The organism is Streptomyces sp. NPDC025793 (genome assembly GCF_055558375.1).
Genome location: NZ_JBVHMR010000005.1, coordinates 350,463 through 367,076, shown reverse-complemented (window position 1 = coordinate 367,076; position 16,614 = coordinate 350,463). Strand labels below are relative to the sequence as shown.

The window sequence follows — 16,614 nt, the reverse complement described above, 5'->3', positions numbered from 1 at the left end:
GGTGATAACTTCGAGGGACACAGCGCCACGTACGGACCCCAGCCAAGGAGGCCGCACGTCATGAGTCCCTTCACCGGCTCCGCCGCCCGCACCTCCGACTGGGAGCACCTGCGGGTCTCTCTCGCCGACGGGGTCGCCACCGTCACCCTCGCCCGCCCCGACAGGCTCAACGCCCTCACCTTCGGCGGATACGCCGACCTGCGCGATCTGCTCGCCGAGCTCTCCCGGGAGCGTGCCGTGCGCGCCCTGGTGCTGGCCGGCGAGGGCCGCGGCTTCTGCTCCGGCGGCGACGTGGACGAGATCATCGGTGCCACGCTCACCATGGACACCGCCCAGCTGCTCGACTTCAACCGGATGACCGGCCAGGTCGTGCGGGCGATCCGCGAATGCCCGTTCCCGGTGATCGCCGCCGTGCACGGGGTGGCGGCGGGCGCGGGCGCGGTCCTCGCCCTGGCCGCCGACTTCCGCGTCGCGGACCCCTCGGCCCGCTTCGCCTTCCTCTTCACCCGCGTCGGCCTGTCCGGCGGCGACATGGGCGCGGCCTATCTGCTGCCCCGGGTCGTCGGTCTCGGCCACGCCACCCGCCTGCTCATGCTGGGCGAGCCGGTCCGCGCCCCCGAGGCGGAGCGCATCGGTCTGATCAGCGAGCTGACGGACGAGGGCCACGCGGACGAGGCGGCCCAGGCCCTCGCCCGCCGCCTCGCCGACGGCCCGGCCCTGGCACACGCCCAGACGAAGGCCCTGCTGACGGCCGAGCTGGACATGCCGCTGGCCGCCGCGGTCGAACTGGACGCCCAGGCCCAGGCCCTGCTGATGAACGGCGAGGACTACGCCGAGTTCCACGCGGCGTTCACCGAGAAGCGCCCGCCGAAGTGGCAGGGGAGGTGACACCGGCATGAAGGTCGCCGTCATCGGGGGCGGTCCCGGCGGTCTGTACGCCGCCGCCCTGCTCAAACGCCTCGACCCGGCCCGCGAGATCACCCTGTGGGAGCGCAACGCCCCCGACGACACCTTCGGCTTCGGCGTCGTCCTCTCCGACGAGACGCTCGGCGGCATCGAACACGCCGACCCCGTGGTCTACGACGCCCTGCGCCGGGACTTCGTCCGCTGGGACGACATCGACATCGTGCACCGGGGCACGACCCACCGCTCCGGCGGCCACGGCTTCGCGGCACTGGGCAGGCGGCGCCTCCTGGAGATCCTGCACGAGCGCTGCCACGCCCTCGGCGTGGACATCCGCTTCCGCACCGAGGCCCCGCCCCCGGACACGCTGTCGGCCGAGTACGACCTCGTCATCGCCGCCGACGGGGTGCACAGCACCACCCGCGAGACCTACGCCCACGCCTTCGGCCCCCGGGTGAGCGCACACCGCTGCCGCTACATCTGGCTCGCCGCCGACTTCCCCTTCGACGCCTTCCGCTTCGAGATCGCCGAGACCGAGCACGGCCCGATGCAACTGCACGGCTACCCCTATGCGGCCGACGCCTCCACCGTGATCGTGGAGATGCGCGAGGAGGTGTGGCGGGCGGCCGGATTCGAGGAGCCGGAGCCGGCGGAGTCCGTCGAGCGGTGCGCCAAGATCTTCTCCGCAGCCCTGCGCGGCCGCCCCCTGCGCTCCAACAAGTCGGCCTGGACGACGTTCCGGACGGTGGTCAATGCCCGGTGGTCCCACACCAACGTGGTCCTTCTCGGCGACGCCGCCCACACCGCCCACTTCTCCATCGGCTCCGGCACCAAGCTCGCCGTGGAGGACGCGCTCGCCCTCGCCGCCTGCCTTGAGGAACAGCCGGACGTGGCAAGGACGTTGACCGCGTACGAAGCGGAGCGCCGGCCCGTCGTCGCCTCCACCCAGCGGGCCGCCCGGGCGAGCCTGGAGTGGTTCGAGGACCTGGCCCGCTACCGCGCCCAGCCGCCGCGCCAGTTCGCCTTCAACCTGCTCACCCGCAGCCGCCGGGTCACCCACGACAACCTCCGGCTGCGCGACGCGCACTTCACCGGGGCCGTCGAGCGCGAGTTCGGCTGCCCGCCCGGCACGCCCCCGATGTTCACCCCGTTCCGGCTGCGCGGACTGACCCTGCGCAACCGGGTCGTGGTGTCGCCGATGGACATGTACTCCGCCGTCGACGGCGTCCCCGGCGACTTCCACCTCGTCCACCTCGGCGCCCGCGCCCTCGGCGGGGCCGGGCTGGTGATGACCGAGATGGTGTGCGTGAGCGAGCAGGGCCGGATCACCCCGGGCTGCGCCGGGCTGTACACGGGCCGGCAGACCGAGGCGTGGCGGCGCGTCACCGACTTCGTGCACCAGCAGGCGCCGGGCACGGCGATCGGGGTGCAGCTCGGGCACGCCGGCCGCAAGGGCTCCACCCGGCCGATGTGGGAGGGCATGGACGAGCCGCTGCCCACGGGCAACTGGCCGCTCGTCGCCGCCTCCCCCCTGCCGTACAAGCCGGGCAGCCAGTTGCCGCGGCAGCTGTCGCGGGCCCAACTGACCGATGTGCGCGAGCAGTTCACGGCCGCCGCCTGGCGGGCCGCACGGGCCGGCTTCGATCTGCTCGAACTGCACTGCGCCCACGGCTACCTGCTCTCCGGCTTCCTGTCCCCGCTCACCAACCACCGCACCGACGGCTACGGCGGCTCGCTGGAGAAGCGGCTGCGGTTCCCGCTGGAGGTCTTCGACGCCGTCCGCGCGGTGTGGCCGGCCGAGCGGCCGATGACCGTCCGCATCTCCGCCACCGACTGGGCCGAGGGCGGGACGAGCGCCGAGGACGCCGTCGCGATCGCCCGGGCCTTCCGCGCGCACGGCGCCGACGCGATCGACGTCTCCACCGGGCAGGTGGTGGCCGAGGAACGGCCGGAGTTCGGGCGGTCGTACCAGACGCCGTTCGCCGACCGGATCCGTCACGAGGCGGGGATCCCGGTGATCGCGGTCGGCGCGATCTCCTCGTGGGACGACGTGAACTCCCTGATCCTCGCCGGACGCACCGACCTGTGCGCCCTCGCCCGCCCCCATCTGTACGACCCGCACTGGACCCTGCACGCGGCGGCCGAGCAGGGCTACGACGGCCCCGGCGCCGGCTGGCCCGCCCCCTACCGCGCGGGCAGCCGCCGCCCGCAGACCGGCCGCACGGACGCCCCGAAGCCCCGGCTGACCCTCGGCCGCTGAGTCGTCGGTGCGGTCCGCTGCCGCGACCGGCCCCTCACACCCCGGCGAACTCCGCGCCCGCGTCCCGCAGTCGTGCGTGCAGTGCGCGGAAGACCTCCGCCGAGCGTAGCCCCGGCCACCCCGCGGGCAGCAGGTCGGTGGGCAGGCCGGGGTCGGTGTAGGGCAGGTGGCGCCAGGAGTCGAGGGCGAGGAGGTAGTCGCGGTAGGCCTCCTCGGGCGGGGTGCCCGGGCGGTGTTCCCAGGCGCGCAGCACCGGGGCGTGGGTGTCCAGGAAGAGCTCGTGCTCCTTGGCGATCGCGGCCAGGTCCCACCAGCGGGCGACCGCCTCGGCCGTCGGGGCGAACCCCAGGTGCGCACCGCGGAAGAAGTCGACGTACGGGTCCAAGTGGAGGCGGCGCAGGGTGTGTTCCGCCTCCTCGTGCAGCCGTGCCGGGGCGATCCACACCCCGGGGGCCGCCGTGCCGAAGCCGAGGCCGGCCAGCCGGGAGCGCAGCACGTGCCGCTTCTGCCGCTCCGACTCGGGCACGGAGAAGACCGTCAGCACCCAGCCCTCGTCCCCGGGCGGCGCCGACGCGTAGATACGGCGGTCGCCGTCGTCCAGCAACTGGCGTGCCTCGGAGGAGAGTTCGTAGCCCGCGGCGCCGGTGGCCGTGCGGGCCGGCACCAGCAGGCCGCGCCGTTTGAGCCGGGACACCGAGGACCGCACGGAGGGCGCGTCCACGCCGACCGCGGCCAGGAGCCGGATCAGCTCCGCGACGGGCACGGGGCCGGGCATGAAGCGGCCGTACGCGCCGTAGAGCGTGACGATGAGGGACCGGGGGGCGTGCTGCTCGGACACGTTGATCATTTTAGGTCTTCGGCATCACTGCTGGTCACCATCGGTGCGCAGACGGAACCGCTGCAGCTTGCCGGTGGCGGTGCGCGGCAGCGCGTCCAGGAAGACGAACGCGCGCGGGCATTTGTAGGGCGCCAGCTCCGCCAGCAGGAAGCGGCGCAGGGCCTCGGGGTCGTGCGGCGCCCCGGCGCGCAGCACCGTGTACGCGACGGCGACCTGTCCGCGCGCCGCGTCGGGGCGGCCGACGACGGCCGTCTCCACCACGTCCGGATGGCGCAGCAGCGCGTCCTCCACCTCCGGGCCGGCGATGTTGTACCCGGCCGAGATGATCATGTCGTCGGCGCGGGCCACATAGCGGAAGTAGCCGTCGGGCTCGCGGACATAGGTGTCGCCGGTGACGTTCCAGCCGCCGCGGACGTATCCGCGCTGGCGCGGGTCGGCCAGATAGCGGCAGCCGACCGGGCCGCGCACGGCCAGCAGCCCGGGCTCGCCGTCGGGCACCGGGCGGCCGTCCGCGTCCTGCACCCGGGCCTGCCAGCCCGGCACCGGCACCCCCGTGGTCCCGGGTCTGATGTGCTCGTCGGCGGCGGAGACGAAGATGTGCAGCAGCTCGGTCGCGCCGATGCCGTTGATGACCCGCACGCCGGTGCGCTCGTGCCAGGCCCGCCAGGTGGCCGCGGGCAGGTTCTCGCCGGCCGAGACGCAGCGCCGCAGCGAGGAGACGTCGTGCCCGTCCAGCTCGTCCAGCATGGCGCGGTAGGCGGTCGGGGCGGTGAACAGCACCGAGACGCGGTGCCCGGCGATCGCCGGGAGCAGGTGTCTCGGGCCGGCCTGCTCCAGCAGCAGGCTGCTGGCACCGGCCCGCATCGGGAAGATCACCAGCCCGCCGAGGCCGAAGGTGAAGCCGAGCGGGGGAGAGCCGGCGAAGACGTCGTCCGCCCGGGGGCGCAGCACGTGCCGGGAGAAGGTGTCCGCTATGGCGAGCACGTCCCGGTGGAAGTGCATGCACCCTTTCGGGCGACCCGTGGTGCCGGAGGTGAACGCGATCAGGGCGATGTCGTCGGCGGCGGTGTCGACCGCCGGGAACCGGGTGTCGGGCGCCGGGCGGCGCAGCAGGTCGTCCGGGCCGTCCCCGCCGTAGGTCAGGATCCGCAGGTCCGGTGTCCCGGCCCTCACCAGGTCGGCCACCGCGCGTATGTCGCACAGCGCGTGCCGCACCCGGGCGATCTCGCACATCGTCGCCAGCTCGTGCGGGCGCTGCTGGGCCAGCACGGTGACCGCTATCGCGCCCGCCTTCAGCACGGCCAGCCAGCAGGCGGCGAGCCAGGGTGTGGTAGGGCCGCGCAGCAGCACCCGGTTGCCGGGGACCACACCGAGGTCGCCGGTGAGCACGTGCGCGATCCGGTCGACGCGGGCGCGCAGTTCGCCGTACGTCCAGCTGGGGCCTTGCGGGGTGTGGAAGACCGGGCGGTCCGCGTCGGCGTGGTCCAGCAGCTGCGCCGCGCAGTTCAGCCGGTCGGGGTAGCGCAGCTCCGGCAGGTCGAACCGCAGCTCGGGCCACTCGTGCGGCGGGGGCAGATGGTCGCGCGCGAAGGTGTCGACGTGGGCCGTGACGTGCATGGCGGTTCGCCCCCTTGCCGTGACGGACGGAACTCTGCGGCGGGCTCGTGCCTGGAGCGTATCGTCTTGGTGACGGCAGTCAAGCTAGCGCGATAACGTCAGAGGGAAGACGGCAACGAGGAAGGGCGGGGCGCCCGGTGGCCCGCCCCGGAGGGAGGACCGGCCGTGCCCGCATTCTCACTCGAACCGGAGCAGACCGCCTGGTGCGCCGAACTGCGCGCGCTCGCCGCGGCACGGCTGCGCCCGCTCGCCGACCAGGGGGAGCCGGGCCACGTCAACCGGCCGCTCCTCACCGAACTCGGACGACTCGGCCTGCTGGAGCGGCTGTTCACCTCCGGCGCGCTCGACCTGTGCCTGATGCGGGAGTCCCTCGCGCAGGCCTGCACCGAGGCCGAGACCGCCCTCGCCCTCCAGGGCCTCGGCGCCCATCCGGTGCACGCCCACGGCAGTCCGGCACAGCGCAAGCACTGGCTGCCGAAGGTCGCCGACGGCAGCGCGGTCGCGGCCTTCGCGCTGAGCGAGCCCGGCGCCGGCTCGGACGCGGCCGCGCTCTCCCTCGCCGCCGAGCCGGACGGCACCGGCAGCGACGGCACCGGCGGCTGGCGGCTCACCGGCGAGAAGTGCTGGATCTCCAACGCCCCCGAGGCTGACTTCTACACCGTCTTCGCCCGCACCGCACCCGGCGCCGGAGCCCGGGGCGTGACCGCCTTCCTCGTCCCCGCCGACCGCCCCGGACTCACCGGCACCGCCCTGGAGATGCTCTCCCCGCACCCCATCGGCGCCCTTCGCTTCGACGCCGTACCGGTCACCGCCGACGACGTGCTCGGCGAGACCGACCGCGGCTTCGCCGTCGCCATGGGCACCCTGAACCTCTTCCGGCCCAGCGTCGGCGCGTTCGCGGTCGGCATGGCCCAGGCCGCGCTGGAGGCCACCGTCGACCACACGCGGCGGCGGGAGGCGTTCCGGGGCACGCTGAAGGACCTCCAGGCCGTCGCCCACCAGGTCGCCGAGATGGCGCTGCGCACCGAGGCGGCCCGGCTGATGGTGTACGCGGCGGCGACCGCGTACGACCAGGGCGCCCCCGGCGTCCCCGGGCGGGCCGCGATGGCCAAGCTGCTCGCCACCGAGACCGCGCAGTACGTCGTCGACACCGCCGTCCAGCTGCACGGAGCCCGCGCCCTGCGCCGCGGCCACCTCCTCGAACACCTCTACCGCGAGGTGCGCGCACCCCGCGTCTACGAGGGCGCGAGCGAAGTCCAACGGGGCATCATCGCCAAGGAGTTGTACGCCACCGCCGACCATCAGGAGGCCCGGTGAGCACCGAGCGCGTCAACCCGCCCACCCTCACGCGTATCAACCCGCCCACCCTCACGCGTATCAACCCACCCACCCTCTCCCAGCCCTCAGGCTTCTCGCACGCCGTCGTCGCCGCAGGCTCCCGTGTGGTGTTCCTCGCGGGCCAGACCGCCCTCGACACCGACGGCAAGATCACCGGCGCGACGCTCCCCGAGCAGTTCGAGAAGGCGCTCGGCAATCTCCTCACCGCCCTGCGCGCGTCCGGCGGCACCCCCGCCGACCTCGCCCGGGTCACGGTCTACGCCACGGACGTCGCCGCCTACCGCGCCCACGCGGGCCGGCTGGGCCGGATCTGGCGGGACCTCGCGGGCCGGGACTATCCGGCGATGGCCGTCGTGGAGGTCGTACGGCTGTGGGACGAGCAGGCGATGGTCGAGCTTGACGGGTTCGCCGTACTGCCCTGACCGGCGTCCGTCCAGGCCGTTCAGACCGCCGCCGGGAGCCGCTCCGCCGGGAGCCGGCACGGCGGGACGACGCTGCCGTCCGCGTGCAGCTCGCCGCTGTCGTCGAAGACGATCGAGCCGTCGCACAGCAGCGTCCAGCCCTGTTCGGGGTGGGCGGCGACCGGGTGCCGCGGAGCCGTGGCGGACGCGGGGCACGAGGACCGGCAGGAGCACATGGCGCACCTCCACAACGGGACGTGAGCGGGGCCGGCGGGTCCGGCCGTCGCCCGTCACCTCAGACCATGCGACCGCCGTGAACGCGCCGGAACCGCTCGCCGTGAAGCGTGACAACACCCGGACAACTCCCGGACGGTTCCATGACGCGCCACCGTTGGAGTGACGGTCACGCCCTGCGGCACGGACGCCCGGTATCCAGTGGAACTCTCGACCCCATCACCCCAGGGAACCGGGAGGTACCCCCATGCCCGTTCGCCCCGCTCTCGCCTCGGCCCTCGGCGCCGCGGCCCTGCTCTGCGCCGCCGTCGGCCCGGCCGGCGCCGACCCCGCCTCGCCCGCCGCGCCTTCGGAGACCGTCACCGTCGACGCCACCGGCAAGCTCGCCTCCGACGGCACCGTCACGCTCTCCGGCACCTACCGGTGCACCGCCGGCACCGGACCGGTGTTCGTCAGCTCCTCGATCAGCCAGGGCGACTCCCGCGTCCGGTACGGCATCGGCGGCAGCGGCGCGCGGTGCGACGGCGCCGAGCACCACTGGAAGAACTCCGGCAAGCCCGGCGAAGAGACCCTCAAGACCGGCAAGGCCCACGTCCAGGCCACCCTCATGGAACTGCGGCCCACGGACACCGGCCTCATCGGCGACCTCCCGCTGCCCGCCTTCCACGCGACGGCCGACCAGGACATCACGCTCGCCAAGCAGTGAGCCCCGGCCGTGAGCCGGACGGCCCGGGCGCGCAGTGGCCCGGACCGCCCGGCGGCCCCGCCGGGCTCAGGAGCGCTGCCAGCTGTGCGGGGCGTGGTAGGCGTGCGGGCGCCAGGAGGTGCCGCCGGGGGTGGCGGGGGCGGTGCCGGGCGCGGTCAGGGCGCTGCGGCTGAGCAGCAGCACCGCGAGCGCGGCCAGCTCCTCCGGGGAGGCCTGGCCCCGCTCGACGCGGATCGGGGGGACCGGGGACGCGGGGGGCAGGGGAGCGGATCCGGACATGGGAACCTCCGTCACTGTGGGGGATTGCCGTGTTTGCGGGCGGGGCGCTCGGCGTGCTTGGTGCGCAGCATCGACAGCGCCCCGATGAGGACGGCGCGGGTGTCGGCCGGGTCGATCACGTCGTCCACGAGGCCGCGTTCGGCCGCGTAGTACGGGTGCATCAGCTCGTTCCTGTACTCCTTGACCAGCTCCGCGCGCCGGGCCTCGGGATCGTCGGCCTCGGCGATCTGCCGGCGGAAGATGACGTTCGCGGCACCCTCGGCGCCCATCACGGCGATCTCGTTGGTCGGCCAGGCGTACGTCAGGTCCGCGCCGATCGACTGGGAGTCCATGACGATGTACGCGCCGCCGTAGGCCTTGCGCAGGATGAGGCTGATGCGCGGCACGGTCGCGTCGCAGTAGGCGTACAGCAGCTTCGCGCCGTGCCGGATGATGCCGCCGTGCTCCTGGCCGACGCCCGGCAGGAAGCCCGGCACGTCCAGCAGGGTCACGATCGGGATGCTGAAGGCGTCGCACATCTGGACGAAGCGGGCGGCCTTTTCACTCGCCTCGATGTCCAGCACGCCGGCCAGGGTCTGCGGCTGGTTGGCGACGATCCCGACCACCTGCCCGTCGAGACGGGCCAGCGCGCAGATGACGTTGCGCGCCCAGCGCTGGTGCACCTCCAGGAAGTCGCCGTCGTCGACGATCTCCTCGATCACCTTCGCCATGTCGTACGGCCGGTTCCCGTCCACCGGCACCAGGTCCGCGAGCGCGGCGCAGCGCCGGTCCGCGGGGTCGTCGCAGGGCACCGGGGGCGGGTTCTCGCGGTTGTTGCGGGGGAGGAGGGAGAGCAGATAGCGGACCTCCTCCAGACAGGTCTCCTCGTCGTCGTAGGCGAAGTGGCACACGCCGCTGGTCTCGGCGTGGACGTCGGCGCCGCCGAGCCCGTTCTGGCTGATCTCCTCGCCGGTCACGGCCTTGACCACGTCCGGGCCCGTGATGAACATCTGCGAGGTCTCACGGACCATGAACACGAAGTCGGTGAGGGCGGGCGAGTACGCCGCGCCGCCGGCGCACGGGCCGAGCATCACGCTGATCTGCGGGATCACGCCCGAGGCCGCGGTGTTGCGGCGGAAGATGCCGCCGTACCCGGCGAGCGCGGTCACGCCCTCCTGGATCCGGGCGCCCGCCCCGTCGTTCAGGGAGACCAGCGGCGCGCCGGCCGCCAGGGCCATGTCCATGATCTTGTGGATCTTGGCCGCGTGGGCCTCGCCCAGGGCACCGCCGAAGATCCGGAAGTCATGGGCGTAGACGAAGACCGTACGGCCCTCGACCGTGCCCCAGCCGGTGACGACGCCGTCGGTGTACGGCTTCTTCGCCTCCAGTCCGAAGCCGGTCGCCCGGTGCCTGCGCAGCGGCTCGACCTCGTGGAACGAGCCCGCGTCGAGCAGCAGGCCGATCCGCTCGCGCACGGTGAGCTTGCCCTTGGCCCTCTGGGCGGCCGTCGCCCTCTCGCTGGGGCCGGCGAGCACGCTGTCGCGTATGCCGGCCAGTTCCTCGACGCGGGACCTCATGTCTCCCCCTGCATACGTGAAGTGACGGAACCCCACTGGTCCGCCCAGCCTGGCAAGGCGGGCTGACCGGGGACTGACGAACCGCTTACGCCGGACAACACCGCTGCCCCTCAGGCCAGTTGGAGGTGGGCGTCCCCGCTCAGGGCGGGGTCGTGGGCGAGGATCGCGCTCTCGACACGGCGCAGCGCGGGGGAGGGCTGGATGCCGAGCTCGTCGTCGAGGCGGCGGCGCATGCGGCGGAAGGCGTCGAGGGCGTCGGCCTGCCGGCCCGCGCCGTACAGGGCGATCATCAACTGCTCGCAGAAGCGCTCGCGCAGCGGGTGGTTGGTGTGTGCCTCGGCCAGCTCCGCGAGGACGGCCGCGTGCCGTCCCAGCCGTAACTCGGCGTCGAAGCGCAGCTCCATCGCGCGCATCCGGTACTCCTCCAGGCGGGCGCCCGCCAGCTGGCACAGCGTTCCGCCGGGGAAACCGCCGAAGACCGCCCCGCGCCACAGCGCCAGCGCGTCCTCCAGCAGCCGGGCGGTGCGGCCCGCGTCCGCCGCGCCCGCGCCCTCCGCCTGCCGTACGGCCCGGACGAACTCGGCCGCGTCCAGCTCGCCCTCGCCGAGGCCCAGCCGGTAGCCGGCCGGATGGATCGTCACCCGCGAGGCCGCGCGGTCCGGTTCCAGCGTGCGGAGCCTGCGGCGCAGCCGGCTGATGTGCGCCTGGAGGGCGTTGGCCTGGTTGTCGGGGGCGGCCTCACCCCACATCTCCTCGGCCAGGCTCTCCCCGGACACCGGCCGGCCCTCGCTGACCAGCAGCGTCTGCACCAGGATGCGCTGGAGATCGCCCGGGACGTCCGCCGGGCCCGCGTCGGTGCGTATCTCCAGTGGTCCGAGAACGGAGAACCTCAGCATGTCTTTCCCCCTTGATGACAATTCCTCGGCGACGGTGTTTCCGATGTGGTGCTGCGGTGGCAGAAAAGGGACCGCATACGCCTCGCCCCGGCGGGCCTCGGTTTCCTTCAGCGGCCCGCCGGGGCGGATTGTCCGCCGGGACGGGGGCGGCCGGCGGTTCCTGGGATCCGGAATGGTGAATTCTCATTCACCCGCGTTCGGACATCGCGATCCGGCGGTGGTGCGTACCACGGTGGAGAGGGCGGGATCCCGGCTCCGGTGCTCCGTGCCGTTCACGTCCACCACAGTGACACCGTGCGCTGACGGAATGCTGACACGCTTCTGACGCAGGGCAATGAATTTCCAACGGCCCTTTTCCCGGACGGTCCGGCGGTGCTGTACTCCCTGCAACGCTCCCATGCCGCGAAAACGCTCCCGAAAGGGGTACGCGAATGACCGCCACCACCACCGAGGCCGCCACCGGAAGCAGTACCGACAGCCGGATTCTGGAGGCGATACGATCCCACACCGCGAGTGAGAATCCGAGTTCTTTCCTGGCGCTCAACAGCGGAAACAGCGTCTTCACCGCCCCGGGCACGGACGGTGTCGTCGTGTACCGCCGCACCGGCCGCTGGGCCGTGCAGTTCGGCGGCCCCTTCGCCGCCGAGGAGGACTACGACACCCTCCTCGACGCCTTCCGGCAGCGCGTCCGGGACGAGGGGCTCGGCCTCGTCGGCGTCCAGCTCCAGCGCGCCGACGCCGAGCGTTACGCCCGGCGCGGCTTCACCGTCAACCAGGTCGGCGCCTCCTGGGCGGCGAGCCTCGCCGAATTCACCCTGCGCGGCACCAAGTTCATGCAGCTGCGCAACAAGATCTCCCGCGCCCACCGCAACGGCCTGACCGTCCAGGAGGCCGACGCCGCCGACGTGCGCGAGGCCATCGCCGCGATCGACGCGGCCTGGCTCGGCTCCAAGGGCGGTGCCCAGCAACTGGAGTTCCTGGTCGGCCAGATCGGCGGCCCGGCCCAGGCCCACCGCCGGCTCTTCGTCGGCACCATCGACGGCGCGCCGGTCGCCTACATCTCGTACTCCCCGGTGTACGGCAGCCGGGCCGGCTGGATGCACGACCTCAGCCGCCGCATCCCCGAGGGTTCTCCGGGCCTGATGGAGGCCATCAACGCGCATGCCATCGAGGTGTTCCGGGCCGAGGGCGTCGAGTGGCTGCACTTCGGGTTCACCCCCTTCACCGGGCTGGACGCGAGCCACGAACTCGACGGTCACAGCCCGGCGTTCCAATGGCTGATGCACGCCCTGTGGGCCGAGGGCGCCGCGCTGTACCCGGCGCAGACCCAGCTGTCGTACAAGCAGAAGTGGGCACCCGACCTGAGCATCCCCGAGTACGTCGCCATCGACGGCCCGCAGGCCTCGCTGCCCGGCTTCGCCCACGTCTTCCGTGCCTGCAAAGCCTTCTGACGCATCGTCAGACATCACCGCATCGTCAATGACCACCGACAAGGAGAAAGCCGTGAGCCGGTCCACCGAGGAACTCCAGCACGCCATGGTCGAGCAGCTGATGGCCGTCATCGGGGCACCCGACGACCAGCAGGTCGCCGAGGCCGCCGACGCCGTCGTGCGCGCCCTGGACGAGCGGCTGCGCGCCGAGGCGGCCGCCTGAGCACGGCAGGCACCGCACGTCCGATCAGAGGGACATCAGTGTCACATCAGCGCTCCACGGAACGCTGGACACACGTTCGCCCGGCGGTCCGGACCCGGGAGCACCGCACTGTGCTCCCGTCGCCCCGGTCCGCCGGGTGAGCCCCGCCCGCGACGGTGACCGCGCGCGGGAGCTGAAGTCGACTCGCGGCGCCCGCAGCTCCGCCCGGCCGCGGCGCCGCCGCCCGATCCGGGCACTTCTCCCAAGGAGAGCAACGCATGCAGCGTCCGCACATACAGACGGCCGGGGCCCCCGCCTCCGCGGCCACAGCCCGCCCCGGCGCCTCGGCGACCTTCGCCGAACTGCTCAAACGGGTCAAGGCCGAGGGACTGCTCGACCTCGACCCGCGCTACTACGTGGGCAAGCTCGCCCTCAACACCCTCCTGCTGCTGATCGGGTTCGCCGCCTTCTTCGAGCTGGGCGACTCCTGGTGGCAGCTCGCCACGGCCCTGTGGATGGGCCTGTGCGGCGGCCAGTCGGCGTTCATGTGGCACGACGCCGGCCACAAGGCGATGTTCCGCAGCAAGAAGGCCGCCTCCGCCGTCGGCTACGTGCACGCCAACCTGGTCAACGGGGTCAGCTACGGCTGGTGGGTCAACCACCACAACCGGCACCACTCCAACCCCAACCACCTGGACATGGACCCGGACATCGGCCGGCGCACCGCCATCTTCGACATCAAGCAGTACCCCTCCCGCAAGGGCACCCAGAAGCTCGTCGTGCGCTACCAGAGCGTGCTGTTCTTCGTGCTGCTCGTGCTCGAAGGCTTCAAGATGCTGAAGACGGCCGTCCTGTCCATCGCCCAGGGCAAGACCAAGCGGCCCGCGCTGGAGACCTTCCTGATCCTGCTGCGCACCGCCGTCTACCTCGGCCTCGTCCTCACCGTCCTGTCCCCGGCGCTCGCGGTCGCGTTCGTCGTCGTCCAGCACGCCGCCCTCGGCGTCTACTTCGGGATGATCTTCGCGCCGAACCACAAGGGCATGCAGATCCGCGACGGGGAGGAGGAGACCCTGGACTGGCTGGAGCGCCAGGTCCTCACCTCCCGCAACATCCGGCCCAGCCTGCTCGTCGACTTCCTCTACGGCGGCCTCAACTACCAGGTCGAGCACCACCTGTTCCCGGCCATGCCGCAGAAGAGCCTGCCGCGCGCCCGCGAACTCACCATGCAGTACTGCGCCGAGCGCGGGGTGCCGTACCACGAGGTCGGGTTCTGGGCCTCGTACCGCGAGGTCGCCTCCTATCTGCACGAGGTCAGCGCGCCCGTGCGACGCGGTGACGTCGCGGAGCAGATCCGCCGCCAGGCAGCGGCGGCCGAGGCCGCCCGGGTCGCCTGAGCCCCGGCCCGCGCCCGCCGGGCCGTCCCGACGTCCGCCCGCCCCAAGGAGCACGATCCATGTCCCAGACCACCGCGGCGGCGGGCGGTGTCACCGCTCCCGCCCCGATCGGCGCCCGGCTGGACCGGCTGCCGATCCTCCCGCTGCACCGCAGACTCACGGCCGTCATCGGTGTCGGCCTGTTCTTCGACACCTTCGAGAACAACCTGTCCGGCACCCTCGGCAAGGTGCTGCAGAGCGACTTCGGCTTCGGCGCGACCTCGCTCAAGCTCGTGCTGGCCTCCGGATTCCTCGGCCAGTTCCTCGGTTCCCTGACGCTCGGCCGGATCGCCGACCGATTCGGCCGGCGCCGGGCCTTCCTCGTCAACCTCGCTCTCTACTCGGTGTTCTCGCTGCTCGGCGCGCTCGCCCCGAACGCCGCGTGGCTGATCGGCACCCGCTTCCTCGCCGGCCTCGGCATCGGCGCCGAACAGGCCCTGTCCGACTGCTACCTGGCCGACGTCCTGCCCGCCGGCCGGCGCGGCCGGTTCATCTCCGGCGCCTACACGCTCGCCTTCTGCGGCGTCCCCGCGGTGGGCTTCGCCGCGCTGTGGCTGGTCCCGCGGACCCCGCTCGGCGTGGCGGGCTGGCGCTGGCTGTTCGTGCTCGGCGCGCTCGGCTCCGCCGTGGTGTGGCTGCTGCGGCGGGGGCTGATCGAGTCGCCGCGGTGGCTCGCGGTGAACGGCCGCGCCGCCGAGGCGGAGCGGCTGGTGTCGCGCATGGAGGCGGAGGCGGCCGGCCGCGGCCTGCTCCTCACCCCTCCCGAGACGCGGCCCGGGCCCCCCGCGCGCGCGGCCACCTTCCGGGACGTCCTCCGGCCGGGTCTGCGGCGGCGCACCCTCGTCCTCTGGCTCTTCTCCGTGCTCTCGGTCGTCGGGTACTACGGCTTCGGGACGCTCGCGCCGCAGATCGTCGCCGCCAAGGGGTACGGCATCGTCGCCGGGCTCGGGTTCACGGCGTTGTCCTTCCTCGGGTACCCCGTGGGCTCGGCGCTCGCCCTGCCCGTCGTGGACCGGGTCGAGCGGCGCACCCTGATCGCCCTGTCGTCGGCCGCGATGGTGGTGGCCGGACTCGGCTTCGCCTGTGCGGGCTCGGCCGCCCTGGTGGTGGTCTGCGGCTTCGCCTACACCCTGTTCAGCAACGTCTTCTCCAGCGTCTCGCACGTCTATCTGTCCGAGCAGTACCCGACCTCGATCCGGGCCACCGCCGCCGGCGCCGCCTACGCGCTGTCCAAACTCAGCGCCGGCGCCCTGCCGTTCGCCCTGCTGCCGGTCCTCGACGCCCACGGCCCCGGCGCGCTGTTCGGCGTCATCGCCGCCGCCATGGCCGTCCTCGCCCTCACCGTGCTGACCCTCGGCGAACGCACCACCGGCACCCCCGTCGACTGAACCGACCTTTCTGGACAAGGAGTTGAGCATGGCCTACGTCATCGGACTGCCCTGCGTCGACGTCAAGGACCGCTCCTGCATCGACGAATGCCCCGTCGACTGCATCTACGAAGGCCGCCGCGCCCTCTACATCCACCCGGACGAATGCGTGGACTGCGGGGCCTGCGAACCGGTCTGCCCCGTCGACGCCATCTACTTCGAGGACGACGTGCCCGCGGAGTGGGGCGGCGACCACGCGGCCTCCAACGCCGCCTTCTTCGCGGGCCTCGGCTCGCCCGGCGGCGGCAGCGCGATCGGCCCCCAGGACCATGACTCGCCGCTGGTCGCGCAGCTGCCCGAGGGGGTGTCGGTGGCGTGAGCGGACTGCTCGCCGGCAAGCGCGTCCTGGTGACCGGCATGGTCACGGACGCCTCCATCGCCTTCCACGTGGCCCGCGTCGCCCAGGAGGAGGGCGCCGAGGTGCTGCTCACCGGCTTCGGCCGGCTCTCCCTGATCGAGCGGTTCGCGGACAAGCTGCCGAGACCCGCCCCGGTCATCGAGCTGGACGTCACCGACCAGGACCACCTCGACACCCTCGCCGAGCGGATCGGCGCGCACACCGACCGCCTCGACGGCGTCGTCCACTCCATCGCCTACGGGCCCCCGGGCGCCTTCTCCTTCCTCGACGGCACCTGGGCCGACGTCGCGACGGCCGTGCAGGTCTCGGCGTACTCCCTGAAGTCCCTCACCACCGCCTGTCTGCCCCTGCTGGAGCGGCGCGGCGGTGCGGTCGTCGGCCTCACCTTCGACGCGGGCGTGGCCTGGCCGCACTACGACTGGATGGGCGTCGCGAAGGCCGCCCTGGAGTCCACCAGCCGCTATCTCGCCCGCGACCTCGGCGGCCGCGGCATCCGCTGCAACCTGGTCGCGGCCGGCCCGCTGCGCTCCATGGCCGCCAGGTCCATCCCCGGCTTCGCCGAGCTGGCCGACGTCTGGACCACCGGCCGCGCCCCGGCCGGCTGGGACCTCACCGACCCCGGCCCGGCCGCCCGCGGGGTCGTCGCCCTGCTGTCGGACTTCTTCCCGCGCACCACCGGCGAGATCGTCCACGTCGACGGCGGAGTGCACATGACGGGCGCGTGAGCACCGCACGC

The 16,614-nt window shown here is 73.0% G+C and carries 17 protein-coding genes; 11 read left to right on the top strand and 6 right to left on the bottom strand.

Translation table 11 applies throughout. The features are described from left to right. Positions 1-60: 60 nt before the first annotated feature. Positions 61-888 (top strand): enoyl-CoA hydratase family protein, encoded by an 828-nt coding sequence (locus ACZ4MF_RS13955; protein WP_467492237.1) that lies wholly within the window; start codon positions 61-63, stop codon positions 886-888. Positions 889-895: 7 nt separating this feature from the next. After that, entirely contained in the window at positions 896-3,163 is a 2,268-nt protein-coding gene (locus tag ACZ4MF_RS13950; RefSeq protein ID WP_467492236.1) for a bifunctional salicylyl-CoA 5-hydroxylase/oxidoreductase, read from the top strand. 34 nt (positions 3,164-3,197) lie between these two features. Here the strand turns inward: ACZ4MF_RS13950 and ACZ4MF_RS13945 are convergent, their stop codons facing one another. Together ACZ4MF_RS13945 and ACZ4MF_RS13940 are read right to left on the bottom strand one after the other, a co-directional pair. Beyond that, on the bottom strand, positions 3,198-4,010 hold the full coding sequence (locus ACZ4MF_RS13945; protein WP_467492235.1) for a PaaX family transcriptional regulator: 813 nt from the start codon (positions 4,008-4,010) through the stop codon (positions 3,198-3,200). 15 nt (positions 4,011-4,025) lie between these two features. Next, a complete protein-coding gene (locus ACZ4MF_RS13940) occupies positions 4,026-5,618 on the bottom strand; it encodes an AMP-binding protein (protein ID WP_467492234.1) in 1,593 nt (530 codons plus the stop codon). 165 nt (positions 5,619-5,783) lie between these two features. Here ACZ4MF_RS13940 and ACZ4MF_RS13935 point away from each other — a divergent pair, with 165 nt between their 5' ends. Both ACZ4MF_RS13935 and ACZ4MF_RS13930 read left to right on the top strand, forming a co-directional pair. Continuing rightward, positions 5,784-6,935, top strand: a complete 1,152-nt coding sequence (locus ACZ4MF_RS13935) for an acyl-CoA dehydrogenase family protein (protein ID WP_467492233.1) — start codon at positions 5,784-5,786, stop codon at positions 6,933-6,935. Positions 6,936-6,970: 35 nt separating this feature from the next. Next, complete coding sequence (locus ACZ4MF_RS13930; RefSeq protein WP_467492306.1) at positions 6,971-7,378, top strand: RidA family protein; 408 nt, start codon at positions 6,971-6,973, stop codon at positions 7,376-7,378. A 20-nt stretch (positions 7,379-7,398) separates the two neighbouring features. Here the strand turns inward: ACZ4MF_RS13930 and ACZ4MF_RS13925 are convergent, their stop codons facing one another. Beyond that, positions 7,399-7,593: a DUF5999 family protein gene (locus ACZ4MF_RS13925; RefSeq protein ID WP_467492232.1), complete on the bottom strand. Its 195-nt coding sequence runs from the start codon at positions 7,591-7,593 to the stop codon at positions 7,399-7,401. Positions 7,594-7,838: 245 nt separating this feature from the next. On the opposite strand from ACZ4MF_RS13925, the gene ACZ4MF_RS13920 reads away from it, so the two are divergent. Then, positions 7,839-8,297 (top strand): DUF6299 family protein, encoded by a 459-nt coding sequence (locus ACZ4MF_RS13920; protein WP_467492231.1) that lies wholly within the window; start codon positions 7,839-7,841, stop codon positions 8,295-8,297. A gap of 66 nt (positions 8,298-8,363) precedes the next feature. Here the strand turns inward: ACZ4MF_RS13920 and ACZ4MF_RS13915 are convergent, their stop codons facing one another. The 3 genes from ACZ4MF_RS13915 to ACZ4MF_RS13905 all read right to left on the bottom strand — a co-directional run bounded on the left by ACZ4MF_RS13915 (position 8,364) and on the right by ACZ4MF_RS13905 (position 11,028). Continuing rightward, the gene (locus ACZ4MF_RS13915) at positions 8,364-8,576 is read right to left on the bottom strand and encodes an acyl-CoA carboxylase epsilon subunit (protein ID WP_467492230.1); all 213 of its coding nucleotides are present in this window, start codon (positions 8,574-8,576) and stop codon (positions 8,364-8,366) included. An 11-nt stretch (positions 8,577-8,587) separates the two neighbouring features. Next, complete coding sequence (locus ACZ4MF_RS13910; RefSeq protein ID WP_356021612.1) at positions 8,588-10,132, bottom strand: acyl-CoA carboxylase subunit beta; 1,545 nt, start codon at positions 10,130-10,132, stop codon at positions 8,588-8,590. 110 nt (positions 10,133-10,242) lie between these two features. Continuing rightward, on the bottom strand, positions 10,243-11,028 hold the full coding sequence (locus ACZ4MF_RS13905; protein ID WP_356021614.1) for an AfsR/SARP family transcriptional regulator: 786 nt from the start codon (positions 11,026-11,028) through the stop codon (positions 10,243-10,245). Between the two features lie 431 nt (positions 11,029-11,459). Between ACZ4MF_RS13905 and ACZ4MF_RS13900 the strand changes: the two genes are divergently transcribed. From ACZ4MF_RS13900 to fabI, 6 genes are all read left to right on the top strand, one after another. Beyond that, positions 11,460-12,479 carry a DUF2156 domain-containing protein gene (locus ACZ4MF_RS13900; protein WP_467492229.1) on the top strand — a complete coding sequence of 340 codons (1,020 nt, stop codon included), beginning with the start codon at positions 11,460-11,462 and terminating at the stop codon, positions 12,477-12,479. Positions 12,480-12,531: 52 nt separating this feature from the next. Then, the gene (locus ACZ4MF_RS13895; RefSeq protein ID WP_356021618.1) at positions 12,532-12,681 is read left to right on the top strand and encodes a hypothetical protein; all 150 of its coding nucleotides are present in this window, start codon (positions 12,532-12,534) and stop codon (positions 12,679-12,681) included. 257 nt (positions 12,682-12,938) lie between these two features. After that, entirely contained in the window at positions 12,939-14,054 is a 1,116-nt protein-coding gene (locus tag ACZ4MF_RS13890; RefSeq protein WP_467492228.1) for a fatty acid desaturase family protein, read from the top strand. Positions 14,055-14,113: 59 nt separating this feature from the next. Continuing rightward, entirely contained in the window at positions 14,114-15,481 is a 1,368-nt protein-coding gene (locus ACZ4MF_RS13885; RefSeq protein ID WP_467492227.1) for an MFS transporter, read from the top strand. A gap of 28 nt (positions 15,482-15,509) precedes the next feature. Continuing rightward, positions 15,510-15,839 (top strand): ferredoxin, encoded by a 330-nt coding sequence (gene fdxA, locus ACZ4MF_RS13880; protein WP_467492226.1) that lies wholly within the window; start codon positions 15,510-15,512, stop codon positions 15,837-15,839. Next, the gene (fabI, locus tag ACZ4MF_RS13875; protein ID WP_467492225.1) at positions 15,836-16,603 is read left to right on the top strand and encodes an enoyl-ACP reductase FabI; all 768 of its coding nucleotides are present in this window, start codon (positions 15,836-15,838) and stop codon (positions 16,601-16,603) included. The genes fdxA and fabI overlap by 4 nt, the downstream gene beginning before the upstream one ends. Positions 16,604-16,614 lie beyond the last annotated feature (11 nt).

Coding starts and splice junctions, on each gene's coding strand:
- ACZ4MF_RS13955 (WP_467492237.1), top strand. CDS start 61: ATGAGTCCCTTCACCGGCTCCGCCGCCCGCACCTCCGACTGGGAGCAC.
- ACZ4MF_RS13950 (WP_467492236.1), top strand. CDS start 896: ATGAAGGTCGCCGTCATCGGGGGCGGTCCCGGCGGTCTGTACGCCGCC.
- ACZ4MF_RS13945 (WP_467492235.1), bottom strand. CDS start 4,010: ATGATCAACGTGTCCGAGCAGCACGCCCCCCGGTCCCTCATCGTCACG.
- ACZ4MF_RS13940 (WP_467492234.1), bottom strand. CDS start 5,618: ATGCACGTCACGGCCCACGTCGACACCTTCGCGCGCGACCATCTGCCC.
- ACZ4MF_RS13925 (WP_467492232.1), bottom strand. CDS start 7,593: ATGTGCTCCTGCCGGTCCTCGTGCCCCGCGTCCGCCACGGCTCCGCGG.
- ACZ4MF_RS13920 (WP_467492231.1), top strand. CDS start 7,839: ATGCCCGTTCGCCCCGCTCTCGCCTCGGCCCTCGGCGCCGCGGCCCTG.
- ACZ4MF_RS13915 (WP_467492230.1), bottom strand. CDS start 8,576: ATGTCCGGATCCGCTCCCCTGCCCCCCGCGTCCCCGGTCCCCCCGATC.
- ACZ4MF_RS13910 (WP_356021612.1), bottom strand. CDS start 10,132: ATGAGGTCCCGCGTCGAGGAACTGGCCGGCATACGCGACAGCGTGCTC.
- ACZ4MF_RS13905 (WP_356021614.1), bottom strand. CDS start 11,028: ATGCTGAGGTTCTCCGTTCTCGGACCACTGGAGATACGCACCGACGCG.
- ACZ4MF_RS13900 (WP_467492229.1), top strand. CDS start 11,460: ATGACCGCCACCACCACCGAGGCCGCCACCGGAAGCAGTACCGACAGC.
- ACZ4MF_RS13890 (WP_467492228.1), top strand. CDS start 12,939: ATGCAGCGTCCGCACATACAGACGGCCGGGGCCCCCGCCTCCGCGGCC.
- ACZ4MF_RS13885 (WP_467492227.1), top strand. CDS start 14,114: ATGTCCCAGACCACCGCGGCGGCGGGCGGTGTCACCGCTCCCGCCCCG.
- fdxA (WP_467492226.1), top strand. CDS start 15,510: ATGGCCTACGTCATCGGACTGCCCTGCGTCGACGTCAAGGACCGCTCC.